The following is a 17,860-nucleotide window of genomic DNA, read 5'->3' on the forward strand; positions in this document are numbered from 1 at the left end:
CCAACGACACCACCCTGCGCCCCCGCCCGCGCTGGCCGCTTGAAGACATGGCCCAGCGCTTTGAACCCGGTCTGACCCAAGCATGAATTACCGCCACATCTACCACGCTGGCAATTTTGCCGACTGCATGAAGCACACGCTGCTGGTAAGCCTGCTCCAGCATTTTTTGCGCAAGGATTCGCCCTTTGTCGTGCTGGACACCCACGCAGGCATTGGCCGCTACGACCTTGAAAGCCCGGAGGCCGAAAAAACGGGCGAATACCACGACGGTATTGGCAAGCTCTGGGCAGAAGCGCCTGACAGCCCGCTTACGCCATGGCTGGAACTGGTGCGCAAGGCCGGGGGGCCGCGCTTTTATCCCGGCTCGCCCCTGCTGGCCTCCCTTATGCTCCGCCCACAGGACCAGTTGATCTGCTGCGAAAAACACCCCGTGGACAAGCGCGCGCTCTACCGGCTTTTTGCAGGCCAGCCCAACATCAGTGTGCATGAGCGCGATGCGTATGAGAGCCTGCGCGCACTCCTCCCCCCCAAAACCGCCCGACGCGGTCTTGTGCTCATCGACCCTCCGTTTGAAGAACCCGGAGAGTTTGACCGCCTAGCCCAAGCACTCCAGACCATTCACACCCGCTTTGCCGCAGGCATGATTGCTGTGTGGTACCCCATCAAGCACAGAACTCCGGTGCGCCAGTTCCACACCAATGTGGAGCAGGCAGGGTATCGCAATGTTCTGGTAGCCGAACTGCTGATGCGCCCACCCCATAACCCCGATGCCCTTAACGGCGCAGGTCTTCTGGTGATCAAACCGCCTTATGGTTTTGCCGAACAGGCCAAGACACAGCTCCACCGGCTAAAAACCGCCCTTGATGCGTTTGAAGCCACCGTCAGTGAGCTTGTACCCGAATAAGCACAACGCCTCCCCCTGCCACGCGCAGGGGGCAACCATGATCCTATCGGGTCAGGCTGGGTGGCGTATGTCCTTGAGCAGATTATGCCACATATCGGTTGCAAAGCCCTGCACGCCTGCGGCCAAAATCTGCACACCAATACACAGCAGGACCAGAGCCGCCATACGGCTGACAATACGCGTGCCGGTCACGCCCAGCATGGCAACCAGTTTTTCGGAACTGGAATAAGCTGCCCACACGATCAGCACCACACCCACGGCAGCGGCGGTGGTGCCTGCCGTATAAGCCCAGAACGAATGCCCAGACGGACAGCCAGACCCCAGAGCAATAGCCACGGCAATAGTACCCGGCCCCACGGTAAAGGGCATGGCCAGCGGAAAAAACGCGGAATCTGCCCAGTTGGGGGCCATAACTGTACGCCCACCCTGTAGGGCCTGTTTTTCCTTCTGCGCCTCCACGCTCTCCGGACTTTGCAACAGGTCCCATGCCCGCACGGCCACAACCAGACCGCCTGCAACACGCAGCGCGTTCACGGTTACACCAAAAAACGCCAGTACAATCCCCCCCAGCCAGAGGGAGATGACCACAATCATAAAGGAGTAAAAAGAGACCAGCCGCGCAAGGGCCATAATCTCTTTTTGGGACCGTCCAGCGGATGCCTGCGCAAAAATAAGGGCCGCACCAAACGGATTAACAATGGAAAAAAGTGCGGGAAACGCCAGCAGAAAGGCCGAAACACCAGTCCGGACCATACTGCCGCTTAACAGAACCTCGGAAAGATGAACCGACATAACCCCGCCCAGCACTCCAACACCAAAAGCAGCCGCCCCAAACCGCTCAGAGAGGCACGTTGGGTGCTGTCTTGTTGTCCGTATATGTTTTCACAAACCGTGATACCAAAGCAATATCACCGGGCGGGTAGCACAGATGCGTCCTGCTACCATCCTCCAGCGGCCAGACGTTAAGCCCGATATCGTTATATATCCGGACAAAACTGTCCCCTACCTGCCAGAAGGCCAGCCGCAACCCCTGTTGCAAGGCCAGATCACGCAGCCGCCAGATGGCGGAAATGCTGTCATCCTCTTCCCCCGCGGGGTCGCCCAGACCGATGAGCATGTTCTCACGGTGCGTAAAGGGAATAACAGCCTCGCCGGCCTCCCCCTCCACAAAGCCTTCGGGGTTCATGTCTGCAATGTCAGGCAGGGCGTGTTCGAGTGTTTTGTAATACTCGGCAATGTCCTGCGTCCATGGCTGAATGGGAATTCTGGCAGGCCACATCAGCCGTGCCAGCACCACCAATGCCAGCAGCACAGCAAGGGCTACAGTCCAGCGCACAGCTCCATGTGTGGGGGAGGCAAGCATGAGCTGCCACCAGCTCCCCTCCCCCGCATTGCGGGTGGCCAAGGCAATAATGCAACAAAAAAACAGCAGCAGGCACAACAGGTTGGAAAGCGAGAGCGGCTCACTCAGCAACTTGGCATGGCGGTAATAACAGGTGCGGAAAGGCGCAATAAACAGCGCGGACAGCCCCAGCATGAACGGCACCAAAATGGTATTGCCGCGCAAAAAGGTCATGACCGTTGCCAGCAGCAGCAGCCCCAGTGCACCACGCCACGCCAGCGTCACCCGCTGCGAAAGGCCAATGGCAAGGCTGATAAGCGCCACCCCCATGAGCGATAGCAGGTAGTTCCCACCCATATGCACCAGCCCTGCAAACGTGTCTGGTAGCATGGAGAATTTGGGCACAGGCTCCATCAACACAAGGCAGAGCAGCAGCACGCCACAAAGGGTAACCGTACCTGTTGCCACAGCGACGGAAAAAGCCGCCTCGCTCTCACGCACGACCTGACTGGGCCTGCGCCTTACAAGCTGCGCGTCCGTGCTCTGGCCGGGGTTCTTCTTTTTGGCAAGGGCTGCATCCCCACGCAGGAAAAGCTCATGCCCTGCAAACATGATGCCAGCCATAAAAAGGGGAATAATGTAGTAGAAAAGCCTGAAGATCAGGACGACACCCAAAATCTGGGGAGCGGGCATGTAAGGGCCGAGCGCCAGCAGCATGGCCCCGTCAAACACCCCCAGCCCACCGGGCACGCTGGCCACCAGCCCCGCCGTGTAAGACGCGATATAAATGGCCAGAAAAGACCCGAAATCTACCCCACACCCTTTGGGCAGCAGCACAAACGCAATGCTGGCCGTTGCCGCAACCTCGGCCGCAGCAACCACGGTCTGCATGATGGCCATGCGAGGAGACGGGAGTGCAACCACCCATTTGCGGAACCGGAACTCGCGCACCCAAAAGGCCAGCCCGACATACCCGGCCACCGCCAGCCACAAAAACCCACCCACACAGGCCAGAACCCACTGCGGCACACGGTGCCCCACACCGGCAGAACAGAGGGTTCCAGAATAAGCACCGCGCCAATCAGGACTGCCGCACCAAGCAGATATGTTGCAGAACAAAAGGCAATAATCTGGGTAATGGCAAAGGCATTAACGCCCCAGTTCCGGTACAGCCGATACCGCACCGCAGCACCAGAAACCGCAGAAAACCCCAGATTATGCGACAAAACATAGGAGCAGAAAGCCGCAAACGCCGCTCTGCGGAACGGCAACTGCCCATACCCGACCTGAATAACGGCCAGCCGGTCATAAAAAGAAAGAATAAAGTAGGACAGCAGCGTGCAGCCAACCGCCGCCCAGAGCTGGGAGGGGGGAATAGCCTCCATGGCCATGCGGATGTCGGCCATTTTAAGGTGTCGCAGTTCATGCTGCACCACCACAATGGCTGCCACCATCAGCACCAGCCCGAGCAGATGGGGCAGATGCTTCAGCCTTTTTTTCCACCCCTTGCCCCCTTCATGAAGGTCCGGTTGCTGGCTGGGGGGCTGAGGCATCTGCGTCATCTGCGGCCAGACCCTGCTTAGACCTGCGTATCTCGCAGGAGGGCAGCGTCAATCAGGGCGATGGTCTCTGCCACGCCATACAGCGCAACAAACCCACCAAAACGTGGCCCTTCCTTCTGCCCAAGCAGCACTTCGTACAGGCAGCCAAACCAGCTTCTCAGCGGTTCAAATCCGTGCCTTTTGCCAATCTCAAACACCAGATTCTGCAAGGTGGAGGCATCCGCCGCCTCCCCTTCAAAACCCCGCAGGGTTTCAGCAAGGTCAACCAGTGCTGCGCGCTCCCGCTCATCGGGGGCACGGAAGGTTTTGGCCGGGCGCACAAAGTCCGCGTAATAGGCGATGGCGTGTTTGACCAGTTCCGCCAGCATGGGGTGCGTTTGCGGGGAGACAGCCGCGTCATAACGGCGGATAAAGCCCCACAGCACTTCGGGTGTGTCGGCATTGGCAACACTGGCAAGGTTGAGCAGCATGCCAAATGGCACCGGGCTGCCTGCATCCTGCGGCACACTCCCTTTGTGGATAAACCACGCAGGGTTGGCGCGCAGGTCATTGCCTGCCGGGTTTTCCACCTGCAATGCACGTGCTTGTCAGCGTGCGTCAGATAGTCATCCGCCGTTTTGGGAATCACGTCAAAATACAGCCGTTTGGCGCGCTGGGGCTGGTTGAACATGAACTGGCCCAGACTTTCTGGCGGGGCGTAACGCAGCCATTCCTCCACCGACAGGCCATTGCCCTTGGACTTGGAGATTTTCTGCCCCTGCTCATCCAAAAACAGTTCGTATGTCAGACCCGCAGGCGGCGTGCCGCCCAGAATTTTGCAGATACGGCCAGACAGGCGCACGCTGTCGATCAAATCCTTGCCCGACATTTCGTAATCCACACCAAGTGCATACCAGCGCATGGCCCAGTCGGCCTTCCACTGCATTTTGGCATGGCCACCCGTTACTGGTGTTTCAAACACCTCACCCGTGGTGGGGTCTGTCCAGCGTACGGTGCCTGCGACCGCGTCAATGGCGTCCATCTTAACCTGCATGACCTCCCCCGTGTGGGGGTGCAGCGGCAGAACGGGGGAATAGGTTGCTCGGCGGTCCGGCCCCAGTGTGGGCAGGATCACGGCCAGAATCTGGTCATGCACTTCCAGCACGCGCAGCAAAGCCGCATCAAACCGGCCGGACGTATAATACTGGGTGGACGATGCAAACTCGTATTCAAACCCGAAACTGTCGAGGAACGAGCACAGCCGCGCGTTGTTATGGGCCGCAAACGAGTCGTGCGTGCCAAACGGGTCCGGCACGCGGGAGAGCGGCTGGCCAATATATTTTTGCAGCATCTCACGCTGGGGCACGTTATCGGGCACCTTGCGCAAGGCGTCCATATCGTCCGAAAAAGCCAGCAGACGGGAAGGACGGCCCGTAAGGGCGGTATAGGCCTGCCGCACCCAGGATGTGCGGGCGACCTCACCAAAGGTGCCGATATGGGGCAGGCCCGAGGGACCATACCCAGTTTCCAGCAGGGCCGGGCGCTCATCGGTGCCTGTGCTGCTACGCGTTGCAACGTGATCGGCCAGTTTGCGTGCCTCTTCAAAAGGCCACGCGCGCGGAAGATCGGAAGCGGATGCTGTTTGGCTGTCTGACATGCGCGGGAAGCTATGAATTGCACAGCACCCGGTCAATGCAAAAACGCGCAGGACCCCCCCTGAGTGTAATTTTTACGCCCATTGACCCCGCAAACACTCCGCTCCATCCTTTACCCGTATTCAAGAAGCCCAGAACAAGAAGGTCAAACCCGAGTCATGCGCCGCACTTCCGCACTCATCCTTATTGGTAACGAAATCCTTTCTGGCCGCACACGGGACGACAATATCCAGTTTCTGGCTCTACGATTGGGGGAGATGGGTATTCCACTGGTCGAAATCCGTGTCATCCCCGACATTCGCGCGACCATCGTCAACACGGTGACCGAGCTACGCGCCCGCTTTGACGAGGTTTTTACGACAGGTGGCATTGGCCCCACGCATGATGACATTACATCCCCCTGCGTAGCCGAAGCCTTTGGCGTGCCGTGGGAAATTCATCCCCCAACCTTTGCCGTGCTCGAAGAGCGCTTTGGGGTTGAAAACTTCAATACCGCGCGCCAGCGCATGGCCAAGCTGCCCAGAGGGGCCACCCCAATTGCCAACCCTGTATCCATTGCGCCGGGCTTTAGCATTGGCAATGTGCATGTGCTGGCCGGGGTCCCCCGAATCATGCGTGCCATGTTTGAGGAACTCGCCCCAACCCTGCAAAAAGGCGCACCCGTCTTTTCACGCACATGGCACACGACATTACTGGGCGAAGGCGCTCTGGCAGATGGGCTGGAAGCCATTCAGGACCAGTTCAGCGATCTGGACCTTGGCTCCTACCCCTTCCACCGTGAGGATGGCCGCCATGGCGTGGCTCTGGTCGCCAAGGGGCAGGACATGCAGCGCGTCAATGCTGCGGCACAGGCCATTCATGACCTGCTCAACGCAAAAGGCGGCTCACCCGTGGAAGGTGAACCGCCTGCGTAACCCCGACTGGCCAGCAAACGCTGGCCAACCGCACTCAAAAGAGTTCTGACAGAATGGTCAGTGCAGGGCTTCACGCCCCATGGCTAAAAACTTCTCGCGCCGCAATTCCTTCAACTTCCCCGGTGCCAGTGGCAGCAGGTCCTTGAGCATTGTGGCCAGCACGCTGCGCACACCATCCATGGCGGCAGCGGGGTCGCGCTGAGCCCCACCAACGGGTTCGGGAATAATCTGGTCAATCAGCCCAAGGCGTTTGAGGTCCTGAGCTGTCAGGCGCAGGGTTTCCGCCGCCGTGCTGGCCTGCTTGGGGTCACGCCACAAAATGGAGGCACAGGCCTCGGGCGAGATAACGGAATAAATGGCGTGTTCGAGCATAAGCACCCGATCACCCGCGCCCAGAGCCACTGCGCCACCAGACCCACCCTCGCCAATCACTGTCGCAATCAGGGGGACCGGGGCATCAAAACAGGTGGCGATGGAACGGGCAATGGCCTCGGCCTGCCCACGCTGTTCCGCATCAATACCGGGCCACGCACCTGCTGTGTCAATAAAGGTGAGAATCGGCATTTTAAACTGGCCAGCCATCTTCATCAGTCGCTGGGCCTTGCGATAGCCTTCTGGTCTGGCCATGCCAAAGTTGTGCTGGAGCCGTGTTTCCAGGTCCGAGCCACGCTCGGTCCCGATCACGACCACCGGCATGCCATCAAAACGGCCAATACCACCGATAATGGCCTTGTCATCGCCATACAGCCGGTCGCCTGCCAACGGTGTAAAATCCGTTATCAGCCGACCAATATAGTCCTGCGTGTGCGGACGCTGGGCATGACGGGCCACCTGCACTTTCTGCCATGGCGTAAGCTTGGCATAGATCGTGCGCAGGTGCTTTTCCGCCTTATCAGAAAGGCGGGCCGTTTCTTCTTCAATGTTGACCCTTCGGGGTCGGTCATCTGCCGCAGTTCGTCGATCTTGTTCTCAAGTTCGGCGACGGGCTTTTCAAAATCCAGGAACTGACGCATGAGCAAAGCCGATAGCACAATGGCGTTTAAAGCCAAGTCACTTCGTGCATCCAAATGTGTTCTGGACGTGCTTTTTAGCCTTTACCCCTCCGAATTCCCTGTTTGGGAGGTAGAAAGCGGGTGGTGTTCAGCCACAGCACGCTGCAATCGCTCAGTCTGCACATGCGTATAAATCTGGGTGGTCGCAATGTCCGCATGCCCCAGCAGCATTTGCAGCGCACGCAGGTCCGCCCCATGCGCGAGCAGGTGGGTGGCAAAGGAATGACGCAGCACATGGGGGGAGAGGCGCTCAGGCTCAAGCCCGGCCTTGCACCCGATATCATGCAAAATCCGGTCAAAAGCCTGCCGGGTCATGGCGCGCTGGGGGTCACGCCCGGGGAAAAGATACGGGCTGCCAAGCCCCGCATCCGCAGCAACAAGAGCCTGCGCGGCAAGGCGCGCACTGTCCGACAAAGGCACAAGCCGCTCCCGCCCGCCTTTACCACGGACACTGAGCATACGCTGGTCCCCCGCCAGAGCCTGCCGCGGTAACGCCAGCAGTTCGGAAATACGCAACCCCGACGCATACAGCAGTTCCAGCGCAGCCCGCCCCACCAGCGCACGGCGCGTTTTGGCGGCCGAGGCTCCCTCTGGCTCCTCGCAGGCATCCAGCAGCGCCAGCACCTCCGATTCGGATAAAAACCGTGGCAGGGACTGCTCCGCCCGTGGCGAATCGAGATGTTCTGCCGGGTTATCTGCCCGCAGGCCCTCACGCAGCAAAAACAGATAAAACTGCCTGATACAGGATAGACGGCGCGCCACAGTCCGGCGCGACTGCCCCTGAGCGGACAGATCTGCCAGCCAGCCCCGCAAATCTTCGGTCCCGGCTGTGCGCAGACTCTGCCTGCACGGGCAAGACTATGCGCACAGGATTCGAGGTCGGCCTGATACGCAGCCAGCGTATTGGGGGCGGCGGCACGTTCAGCCGCCTGCATCTCCAAAAAAGCTCTACGCTGCCTTCCGCCCCACTCACGGGTGGGCGGGGGCCGGTCCCGTGGGAGCAACGCTGATCTGGGCCGGAGCAGCAGGCACAACGGGTGTTACAACCGGTGCAGCGGGGGGCGGAGGTACGGCAACAGACGGGGTTGCCGCTGCTACATCCGCAGCAAATGGCAGGTCACGGTGTACCTGCTGCTGCACAGGTGGCCGACCGGTCAGCCCCAGAGCGGCAAAGCCCCCCACGGCAGCAAGCACAACAACGGCAAAAACAATCAGAACCGTACGGCTCATACAGGCAGGCTCCCCTAACAACAGATATAGGTGTGTTCTTTCTGCTCTATGTTAAGCTAGGCTTTATGTCATCACGTATCTCCTCCCCCCCCCAACCAACCGACCCACCACCCATCCCGCTTGACCTGGAGCGGATTGTCCGCACCCCCGGCAGCAACGGCATGACGTCAGGCCGCAGTATTGTGCTGGTCGGGCTAATGGGAGCGGGCAAAACCACCGTTGGCCGCCACCTTGCCACCAGACTCGGCCTGCCCTTTGTTGATGCCGATGTGGAGATCGAACGGGCCGCAGGCTGCTCCATTGCCGATGTGTTCGAACTCTATGGCGAAAGTGCGTTCCGTGATGGTGAGCGCAGGGTCATCCGCCGCCTGCTTGAAGGCCCACCCATGGTGCTGGCCACGGGAGGCGGTGCATTCATGGATTCCCAGACCCGTGCGCTGGTACGCAGGCAGGCCGTTTCGGTCTGGCTGCGCTGCCCGCTGCCCGTCCTGCTCCGCCGTGTGGCCGGGCGCACCCACCGCCCCCTGCTCAACACCGCATCTCCACGGGATGTGCTGGACAGGCTGATGACCATACGCCACCCGGTTTATGCCGAAGCCGAGATTATAGTCGATTGTGGAGATAACAACGTGGAACACACCACAACCCGCGTTATGGAAGCGCTTGCCCTGTCCCGCCGCCCGCTGCGGCTTCCCGTTTCTTTGGACAGAGCGTCCTATGATGTGGTGATCGGCACGGAGCTGCTTGCGCGCGCAGGCGGGCTTTTGGCCCCTGTGCTGCCCCAGAAAAACGTCATCATCATCACCGACAGCACAGTCGCCCCGCTTTACCTGAAAACGCTTGAGGATTCGCTGCATGATACAGGCGTGCGCACCCGCAGCCTGCGCGTAACACCGGGCGAGCAGAGCAAGTGCCTGACCGTTTATCAGCACCTGACCGATGCCATTCTGGAACAGGGCGTGGAGCGACGCACCAGCATTATCGCCCTTGGCGGGGGAGTCGTGGGCGATCTGGCCGGGTTTGTGGCCGCCACCACATTGCGCGGCCTGCCCTTTATACAAATCCCGACCACTTTGCTCTCGCAGGTCGATTCCTCCGTGGGTGGCAAAACCGGCATTAACACACGCTGGGGCAAAAACCTGCTGGGGGCCTTCCACCAACCCCTGTGCGTGCTCGCCGATGTCACAACACTTGGCACCCTCCCCCGGCGCGAACTGGTCGCGGGCTATGCCGAGATTGTCAAATCCGGGCTGATCGGTGACCCGGCCCTGTTTGACTGGTGCGAAAAACACGGTGCCGACGTGCTTGATCAGGACCCCGAGGCACTGGCCGAAGCGGTGCGGCAGGCATGCGCCTTCAAGGCCCGCGTGGTCGCCGCAGACGAACGCGAGGAGCAGAAGAGCAACGGGCGTGCCCTACTCAACCTTGGGCATACCTTTGGCCACGCGCTGGAAGCAGAGCTGGGTTACGATGGTCGCCTACTGCATGGCGAGGCCGTATCCATCGGGCTGCACCTGGCATTTGCGCTATCGGTCAGGCTTGGGCTGTGCCCGGTGGAAGATCAAATCCGCGTGACACGTCATCTGGAGAGTCTGGGCATGCCAGCCCATATTCACGAATTGCCCCAGACCTTTGGTGTGGAGGATCTGATGGCCCACATGCAGCGTGACAAGAAAATGCAGGACGGTCGTCTGTCCTTTGTGCTCGCCCACGGAATCGGTCGCGCCTTTACCACGCAGGACGTTCCTGCTGATGCAGTAAGGGAAGTTCTGATTACCGATGGCGCACGGGGGGTGATTTGCAGGAGGGCATGCACTTTATTTTTGGGGCGTTGCAAATTTGCAACCCAGCCTCAATTCCGCCTTATTCTGGCGCGAGAGCATGCCTCACATCTGCTATTGCAGAGCTATTAGGCGCAGTAAATGAAGCAACAACATGTCGCATGCAGTCAGTTCATGTTCATGCTGCAAAATGATCTGTTGCAACTAAATCACTGCTGTGTCTTTTAGTCGACAAGAGTATGAGTGATGTGCTTGAACCCGCTCAGCTGAAGTTATCGCTCTATACGATTTTTTGGTGCATTGGGTGGTCAGTTACGCCAGTAATTGGTAGAACAGCGTCACCTAAATGAAATATTGAGGGCAAAAAATGCGTCTCCGCACGGCGTTACTCGTAACAACCCTGATGGCAGCGGCTCCGGCGGCCGCATCTGCCACCACCATCACCGGCCCGTATGTCGACCTTGGCGGCGGCTACGACCTGACCCAGACCCAGCACTTCAAGACCAACGACGACGGCGATGTTACTCGCAATAAAGTTGGCCACAAGAGCGGCTGGACCGGTTACGGCTCCGTTGGCTGGGGCTTTGGCAACGGCCTGCGCGCTGAAGTTGAAGGCACCTACCTGCGCTCCAACCTGAGCGGCCCCACGGGCAACGATGGCGTCCGCAACAAAGGCAAGGATTCGTCCTACGGCGGTTTCGTCAACGCGCTGTATGACTTCGATCTGGCCAAGTTCGGCATCAACAATGTTCCGGTGACCCCGTTCATCGGTGCCGGTGCTGGCTACCTGTGGACGCAGGAACACCACAGCTACACGGGCGGCGGTGAAACTGCTGCTGGTTACCGTGGCACAAAGGGTGGCTTTGCTTACCAGGCCATCGTCGGTGCAGCATTTGACACGGGCATCCCGGGCTTCCAGGTGACCGCACAGTACCGCCTGATCGGTCAGCCGGGCACCTTCCGTAACGGTCAGTTCCGTGACGCTTCTGTCCCGACGAACGAAACCAGCGTTGACCATCGCTTCAACCACCTGTTCATGGTTGGCCTGCGTTATGCGTTCGACACGGCTCCCCCGCCCCCGCCGCCGGCTGCTCCGATCGTGGCTGCTCCTGCTCCGCTGCCCGCACGCTCCTACCTCGTGTTCTTCGATTGGGACAAATCTGTCCTGAGCGCACGTGCACGTCAGATCGTGGCTGAAGCTGCTCAGGCTTCCACCCACGTGCAGACCACCCGCATTGAAGTTAACGGTTACACCGATAACTCCGCTGCACACCCCGGCCCGCGCGGCGAAAAGTACAATCTGGGCCTGTCCCTGCATCGTGCTGAAAGCGTGAAGGCTGAACTGATCCATGACGGTGTTCCGGCTGCTGCCATCGACATCCATGGTTACGGTGAAGCTCACCCGCTGGTCCCGACCGGCCCGAACACCCGCGAACCGCAGAACCGCCGCGTGGAAATCATCCTCCACTAATCGGTCTGCTCCGGGTTACTTCGGAACAGAAAAGGGAGGTGCCTTCGGGCACCTCTTTTTTTATGCGCATTATGCGTGCGCAGACAGGCCGCCAAAAGCAAAAATACTCTCCAAGCCTGACCTCGGCCTGTAAACGTTAATAAAACCTATTTTTTATACCTTATATAAAGCTGTCTCCAAGAACAGTTGGCTTATGTTTGGTATTCGCAAACAAAAATATCTAGCGCACACCGCTACTCCTCCCGCTAGTAAGGAGCGCATTCAGCCTCCTCAGACTGTTGCAAACAGAACACAGTTTCTGGCAAACCGCTTTCAGCACCACATCCATTAGCCCTGAAAAATACCTCCTCCACCGCATTAAAAATCCACCGGGCGCACACCCACTCTACTCCCGGTTTCTTCAGGCTGGATAAAAGAGCTCAGCAGCATGGAAGGCAGCGCACAAAAGCGCGCCTTGCGTTTTTGGTCTTGCCCAGATTTTGTTTTTCTGACCTTTGCACACTCATGCGCCTTACTCCTCCCTCCATTGCTCCGCACCGTCTACTGCGCTTTTTAAAATTTGGCATTGTCGGCAGTCTTGGTTTTATCTGGGATACGGGTGCGGTTTATGGGCTGCGTCCCTTCATCGGGCTGACGGCAGCCACTCTGATCGCCTATTTTTTTGCGGCGACACTCAACTGGATTCTCAACCGCTTGTGGACGTTCCGTGGCATGGGCCACCACGACCACCCCGTTTTGCAATGGCTGCGATTCCTCTCGGCCAACAGCCTTGGCTTTTTTCTTAACCGTGGAACGGTTTACACACTGTTTTACGCATTTCCGCTGTGCATCCGGCACCCGGTTATAGCACTTGCGGCTGGCAGTTTTGCTGGACTGATCGCCAATTTCAAACTCAGCCAGAAGATGGTTTTCCGCTCAAAACCCCCATCATCCGCGCTTGATCTGGCCGAAATGACGGTGGAGATATCCCCCACCGACCACACCCATGATGCAGGGCCATAATCCTGCCCTCTTTCAGAGATGCACGGGGTGCGCTACATTTGCCGACAGATTAAGAGAATACCGCGCGATCACCCGGCCTTGAGCATCGCCCTGCGCTGTGTGGCAAGGTGTGGCGCGCTTAACCAGTTTTCAGGACTTTGCTGCCTCACGCCATGCTGACAACAAATGAAATCCGCACCGCTTTTCTGGACTATTTTGCCAGCAAGGGCCACCAGATCGTCCCCTCCTCGTCCCTTGTGCCGAGCAATGACCCGACCCTGCTGTTTACCAACGCAGGCATGGTCCAGTTCAAAAACGTGTTCACAGGGCAGGAAACGCGCCCCTACTCACGCGCAACAACCGCGCAGAAAGTGGTCCGCGCAGGCGGCAAACACAATGATCTGGACAATGTAGGCTACACTGCCCGGCACCATACATTTTTTGAAATGATGGGAAATTTCTCCTTTGGGGATTACTTCAAGCCACAGGCCATAGAACTGGCATGGAACCTGATTACCAAAGGGTTTGGCCTGCCCAAGGACAAGCTGCTCGTTACCGTCTATGCCGAGGACGAGGAGGCGGCCGGTCTGTGGCGCTCCATTGCCGGGCTTGATGACAGCCGCATTATTCGCATCCCCACCTCCGACAACTTCTGGCGGATGGGTGATACAGGCCCCTGCGGCCCCTGCTCTGAAATTTTTTATGATCACGGCCCCGATGTCCCCGGCGGCCCCCCCGGCTCCCCCGATGAGGATGGCGACCGGTTTGTCGAAATCTGGAACCTTGTGTTCATGCAGTATTTCGAGGACCCACCGGGCACCCGCTCCCCCCTGCCGCGCCGTCCATTGATACGGGGCTGGGGCTGGAGCGCTTTGCCGCCATCATGCAGGGCAAGCGCGACAACTATGATACCGACACATTTGTCTCGCTCATCAACGCCTCATCAGACCTGACACATCAGGCTGTGGATGGCCCGTTCAAGGCCAGCCACCGCGTTGTGGCTGACCATCTGCGTTCGACTGCGTTCCTGATCGCCGATGGTGTTCTGCCCGCCAAGGATGGCCGTGGGTATGTACTGCGCCGGATCATGCGCCGCGCCATGCGCCATTTGCACATGATGGGTACAACCGACCCTGTTTTTTACAAACTGCTGCCCGCACTCATACAGCAGATGGGTACTGCCTACCCCGAACTGGTGCAGGGTGAAGCCCTGATCCGCGAAACCATGCGTGGTGAGGAAGAACGCTTCAAGGCCATGCTCGACCGTGGCCTGCACCTGCTGGACGACGAAAAAGCAAGCTTGCCTCGGGCGCACCGCTCCCCGGTGACGTCGCCTTCCGCCTGTATGACACATTCGGCTTTCCGCTGGACCTGACGCAGGACGCCCTGCGCGGCAGCGGGCATGATGTGGACGTCAAAGGCTTTGACGACGCCATGGCCATCCAGCGCCAGCGTGCGCGTGCGGCATGGACCGGCTCTGGCGATACCGCGGTTGAAACTGTCTGGTTTGAAGCCCGTGACAAATTCGGGGCATCCGAATTCCTGGGCTATTCCACCGAACAGGCCGATGGTGAGGTTCTGGGCATTATCGCAGGCAATGCGTTTGTGCCAGAAGCCACAATCGGTCAGGATGTTGCCATCCTGCTCAACCAGACCCCCTTTTACGGCGAAAGTGGTGGTCAGGCCGGGGATACAGGCTTTTTGAGCGCCAAGGGGCTTAAAGTCGCTATCCGCGATACCCAGAAAAAGGCGGGAGACCTGATCGTACATTACGGCACAGTGACCGAAGGTACGCTCAAGCCCGGCATGGCCGTCACCGCCACGGTGGATCATGACCGTCGCTCGGCCATTCGTGCGCATCACTCCGCCACCCACTTGCTACATGAAGCCATGCGCCGCCGCCTTGGTGCGCATGTGGCACAGAAGGGCAGCCTGAACACACCAGACCGCCTGCGCTTTGACGTCAGCCAGCCCCGCCCCATTACGGCGGAGGAACTGGCCGACATAGAAGCCGAGGTCAACCACCGCATCCGCCAGAATGCGGCTGTAACCACCCGCTCCATGACCCCGGAAGAAGCCATTGCCGAGGGGGCAACCGCCCTGTTTGGCGAAAAATATGGTGATGAGGTCCGCGTTGTGGCCATGGGTCCGGCGGAAGATGGCAAGGGGGCGTGGTCCATGGAACTGTGTGGTGGCACGCATGTCAGCCGCACGGGGGATATTGGCCAGTTCCGCATTGTTGCCGAAAACGGTGTTTCCGCCGGTGTGCGGCGTATTGAAGCCGTAGCAGGCAAGGCAGCCGAAACCCTGACGGCCACAAACGAGCAAAGACTGCTCCAGCTCGCCAGCATGATGAAGGTCAGCGTTGCCGAAGCACCCGAACGTCTGGCAACCCTACTGGAAGAACGGCGTGCCATGGAGCGCCAGATTGCCAATCTGCAACGCCAGATGGCGACCGGTAGCGTTGCCGCTGCCGGGGTGGAAAAAGTGGGGGGCGCAAGTCTGGCCGCGCGCAATGTGGGCGAAACACCTGCGCGGGAACTCAAGGGGCTGGCCGAAACCATTCTCAAGCAGGGCGAGGCCAATGTGGTCGTCCTGATCTCCTGCACCGAGGGCAAAGGGAGCGTTGTTGCAGCCGTAGCCCCTACCCTGACAGACAAGGTGGATGCCGTGGCTCTGGTCAAGGCAGCCAGCATTGCCATGGGCGGCAAGGGCGGTGGTGGCCGTGCGGACATGGCGCAGGCCGGTGGACCGGATGGCCATGCGGCCGACGCCGCATTTGCCGCCGTGCGTGACGTGCTTAAAAACACGGTCTGACACATCCGGCCATAAACCCAAGCGCGGAATGGGGGCATGTGTCCCTGTTCTGCCGCTTCCTCTTGGTCTGCTTTTGGCGTAAGGATTGCGTTATGTCTTTACTTGAATCCCTTAAACTTGTTGTGTCGCGCCCCCATCCGGAAGCGCGCCCTTTTCTGCTGGCCTCGGGTGCAGCGTCCGTTGTGTCCTACCTGCTGGGCCGCAAGCTGCGGTGCCCCAAGCTGCGCCTGCTTGGCCATGCCAGCACAGGTTTTTTTGGCTTCTGCCTCTATTTTTTCCGCGATCCGGAACGGGTAACGCCTGCACGCAGTGACGTGGCAGTTGCCCCTGCCGATGGTCATATTGTCTCCATCGAAAAAATTGCCCCTCCCGCCGAACTGGGCATGGGGGAAACCCCCGTATGGCGGATTGCCACCTTCCTGTCCGTGCTGGATGTACACGTTAACCGCATGCCTGCCGCCGGGACCGTAACCCGCATTGCCTACCACCCCGGCCTGTTCCTGAACGCCAGCCTGGACAAGGCCTCCGAGCAGAATGAGCGTAATGCACTCAGCCTGACCCTGCCCGATGGCCGCATGCTCGCCGTGGTGCAGATTGCAGGGCTGGTTGCGCGCCGCATTGTCTGCTCCGTAAGCGAAGGCATGCAGATGGAAGCGGGCGAACGCTTTGGCCTGATCCGCTTTGGCTCACGTACCGACCTGTACCTGCCACCGGGTGTGGAGCCACTTGTTGCCGTCGGCCAGACCATGGTGGGTGGTGAAACCGTTATGGCCCGTCTCTGATAAGACCGTGACACTCCCTGCCCCCATATCCCCTCCGCCGCAGGCCAAAGACGCCCAGCAGCCCCCACGCCGCCGCAAGCGGCGTGTGCGCAACAAAAGCCGTGGCCCCTCCTTTAACCGCCTGATCCCCAATATTCTGACAATGCTGGGGCTTTGCGCGGGGCTGACCGGCATGCGCTTTGCTATTGAAGGGCGCTTTCAGGCCGCAGCGGCGGCTCTGCTTATTTCCGCATTCATAGACGGGCTGGATGGCCGCATTGCGCGCATGCTGCGTGGTGCTACGCGGTTTGGCGCGGAGTTTGACAGTCTTTCAGACTTTTTGTGCTTTGGGGTTGCCCCCTCTTTTTTGCTGTATTTCTGGGCGATCAAGGACAGCAATCGGTACGCGTTCCTACCCTGCCTGCTGTTTACGGTGTGCATGGCGCTCAGACTGGCACGCTTTAACGCCAATCTGGATGGTGAGGAACTCAAGCCCAAATACGCCAGCAATTTTTTTACTGGCGTACCGGCTCCCGCAGGGGCGGGTCTGGCTCTTTTCCCTCTTTTTCTGGGGCTGGAGGCGCAAAAGCTGGGCATAGACTGGCTGTATAACCTGACCCGCCTGCCTTGGCTGCCAGACTTTACATTAACCAGCACCGCGTTGCTGCTGGTCTCTACCCTGCCGGTCTGGTCGTTCAAGAACTTCAAGGTCCCTGCGCAGTTTGTGCTGCCGCTTATGCTGGGAACAGGCATTTACGCCGTTATTCTGGTGGCCGACCCATGGGCAGCACTCGCTACGGCAGGCATTATTTACATGGTGCTGCTGCCACTCAGCCGCCGCAGTTTTCTTAAACTGAAAAAAGCTGCGGAAGATTTGCAAAAGGATGATACCGAAACGCCCTCAACCCCTTGAGGGCGTTTCCTTTTCCTTGCCCTGTGCGGCACTGCCCAGCAAAGCGCAAAGGCCGTTGAGAATCTCCTGCGGGCTGGGCGGGCAGCCAGCAATGGCCAGATCGACGGAGACCCTGCGCTCCAGCCCCCCCATAACGGCATAGTTTTCGCCAAATAGTCCGCCATCAAGTGCGCAGGCGCCAACGCTGATAAGACCTTTGGGGTCTGGCATGGCCTCCCACGCAGCTTGCAAAACCGGCGCCATGGTGCGCGTAAGCGGGCCTGTAACCAGCAGCACATCGGCAGAACGCGGGGACGTTACAAACCCGAAGCCCGCACCCTGCATATCGTACGGCAGGCAGGTCATGGCCTGTAGCTCCATGCCACAGCCACCACACCCCCCCGTATCCACATGAAACAGCAGCAAAGGCCAACGTGGGCCAAGGGGTTTGCGTTTTTGCCTCCCCTTCCAGAACGCCGTATCCATAACCGCACGGATCAGCCCCATGACAGTTCTGCC

Annotated in this window: 11 protein-coding genes and 4 pseudogenes; 8 read left to right on the forward strand and 7 right to left on the reverse strand. The window is 59.3% G+C overall.

All coding sequences use genetic code 11. The features are described 5' to 3' along the window. Positions 1-82: 82 nt before the first annotated feature. Positions 83-904, forward strand: coding sequence for a 23S rRNA (adenine(2030)-N(6))-methyltransferase RlmJ (locus tag JCM25146_RS08255; protein ID WP_025827217.1), 822 nt, complete (start codon positions 83-85; stop codon positions 902-904). Between the two features lie 51 nt (positions 905-955). Here the strand turns inward: JCM25146_RS08255 and JCM25146_RS08260 are convergent, their stop codons facing one another. The 3 genes and pseudogenes from JCM25146_RS08260 to JCM25146_RS18235 all read right to left on the reverse strand — a co-directional run bounded on the left by JCM25146_RS08260 (position 956) and on the right by JCM25146_RS18235 (position 5,444). Beyond that, positions 956-1,696, reverse strand: a complete 741-nt coding sequence (locus JCM25146_RS08260) for a MarC family protein (protein ID WP_025827219.1) — start codon at positions 1,694-1,696, stop codon at positions 956-958. A 46-nt stretch (positions 1,697-1,742) separates the two neighbouring features. Further along, positions 1,743-3,287, reverse strand: coding sequence for a lysylphosphatidylglycerol synthase domain-containing protein (locus JCM25146_RS18230; RefSeq protein WP_408734912.1), 1,545 nt, complete (start codon positions 3,285-3,287; stop codon positions 1,743-1,745). A gap of 538 nt (positions 3,288-3,825) precedes the next feature. Continuing rightward, positions 3,826-5,444, reverse strand: a pseudogene (locus JCM25146_RS18235) (lysine--tRNA ligase). Between the two features lie 156 nt (positions 5,445-5,600). Here JCM25146_RS18235 and JCM25146_RS08280 point away from each other — a divergent pair. After that, positions 5,601-6,356, forward strand: a complete 756-nt coding sequence (locus JCM25146_RS08280) for a competence/damage-inducible protein A (protein WP_025827224.1) — start codon at positions 5,601-5,603, stop codon at positions 6,354-6,356. A gap of 57 nt (positions 6,357-6,413) precedes the next feature. On the opposite strand, the pseudogene JCM25146_RS18240 reads toward JCM25146_RS08280, so the two are convergent. The 3 genes and pseudogenes from JCM25146_RS18240 to JCM25146_RS08295 all read right to left on the reverse strand — a co-directional run bounded on the left by JCM25146_RS18240 (position 6,414) and on the right by JCM25146_RS08295 (position 8,638). Beyond that, positions 6,414-7,369: pseudogene (locus JCM25146_RS18240) on the reverse strand (acetyl-CoA carboxylase carboxyltransferase subunit alpha). Positions 7,370-7,450: 81 nt separating this feature from the next. Beyond that, positions 7,451-8,343, reverse strand: a pseudogene (locus tag JCM25146_RS18245) (tyrosine recombinase). 34 nt (positions 8,344-8,377) lie between these two features. Continuing rightward, on the reverse strand, positions 8,378-8,638 hold the full coding sequence (locus JCM25146_RS08295; RefSeq protein WP_025827225.1) for a hypothetical protein: 261 nt from the start codon (positions 8,636-8,638) through the stop codon (positions 8,378-8,380). Between the two features lie 65 nt (positions 8,639-8,703). Here JCM25146_RS08295 and aroB point away from each other — a divergent pair, with 65 nt between their 5' ends. The 6 genes and pseudogenes from aroB (at position 8,704) to JCM25146_RS08325 (ending at position 17,362) form a co-directional block, all read left to right on the forward strand. Further along, entirely contained in the window at positions 8,704-10,551 is a 1,848-nt protein-coding gene (gene aroB / locus JCM25146_RS08300) for a 3-dehydroquinate synthase (RefSeq protein ID WP_081774792.1), read from the forward strand. Positions 10,552-10,786: 235 nt separating this feature from the next. Next, complete coding sequence (locus tag JCM25146_RS08305) at positions 10,787-11,890, forward strand: OmpA family protein (protein WP_025827228.1); 1,104 nt, start codon at positions 10,787-10,789, stop codon at positions 11,888-11,890. A 504-nt stretch (positions 11,891-12,394) separates the two neighbouring features. Continuing rightward, entirely contained in the window at positions 12,395-12,892 is a 498-nt protein-coding gene (locus tag JCM25146_RS08310; protein WP_025827230.1) for a GtrA family protein, read from the forward strand. Positions 12,893-13,044: 152 nt separating this feature from the next. Next, a pseudogene (gene alaS, locus JCM25146_RS18250) lies at positions 13,045-15,688 on the forward strand (alanine--tRNA ligase). 92 nt (positions 15,689-15,780) lie between these two features. Continuing rightward, positions 15,781-16,470, forward strand: coding sequence for a phosphatidylserine decarboxylase (locus JCM25146_RS08320; protein ID WP_025827232.1), 690 nt, complete (start codon positions 15,781-15,783; stop codon positions 16,468-16,470). Between the two features lie 7 nt (positions 16,471-16,477). Next, positions 16,478-17,362, forward strand: a complete 885-nt coding sequence (locus JCM25146_RS08325) for a CDP-alcohol phosphatidyltransferase family protein (RefSeq protein WP_025827234.1) — start codon at positions 16,478-16,480, stop codon at positions 17,360-17,362. On the opposite strand, the gene JCM25146_RS08330 is transcribed toward JCM25146_RS08325, so the two are convergent. Further along, entirely contained in the window at positions 17,351-17,848 is a 498-nt protein-coding gene (locus JCM25146_RS08330; RefSeq protein WP_025827236.1) for an NADH-quinone oxidoreductase subunit B family protein, read from the reverse strand. The genes JCM25146_RS08325 and JCM25146_RS08330 overlap by 12 nt on opposite strands. Between the last annotated feature and the right edge of the window lie 12 nt (positions 17,849-17,860).

It is taken from the genome of Acetobacter okinawensis JCM 25146 (assembly GCF_000613865.1).
Taxonomy (GTDB): Bacteria; Pseudomonadota; Alphaproteobacteria; order Acetobacterales; family Acetobacteraceae; genus Acetobacter; species Acetobacter okinawensis.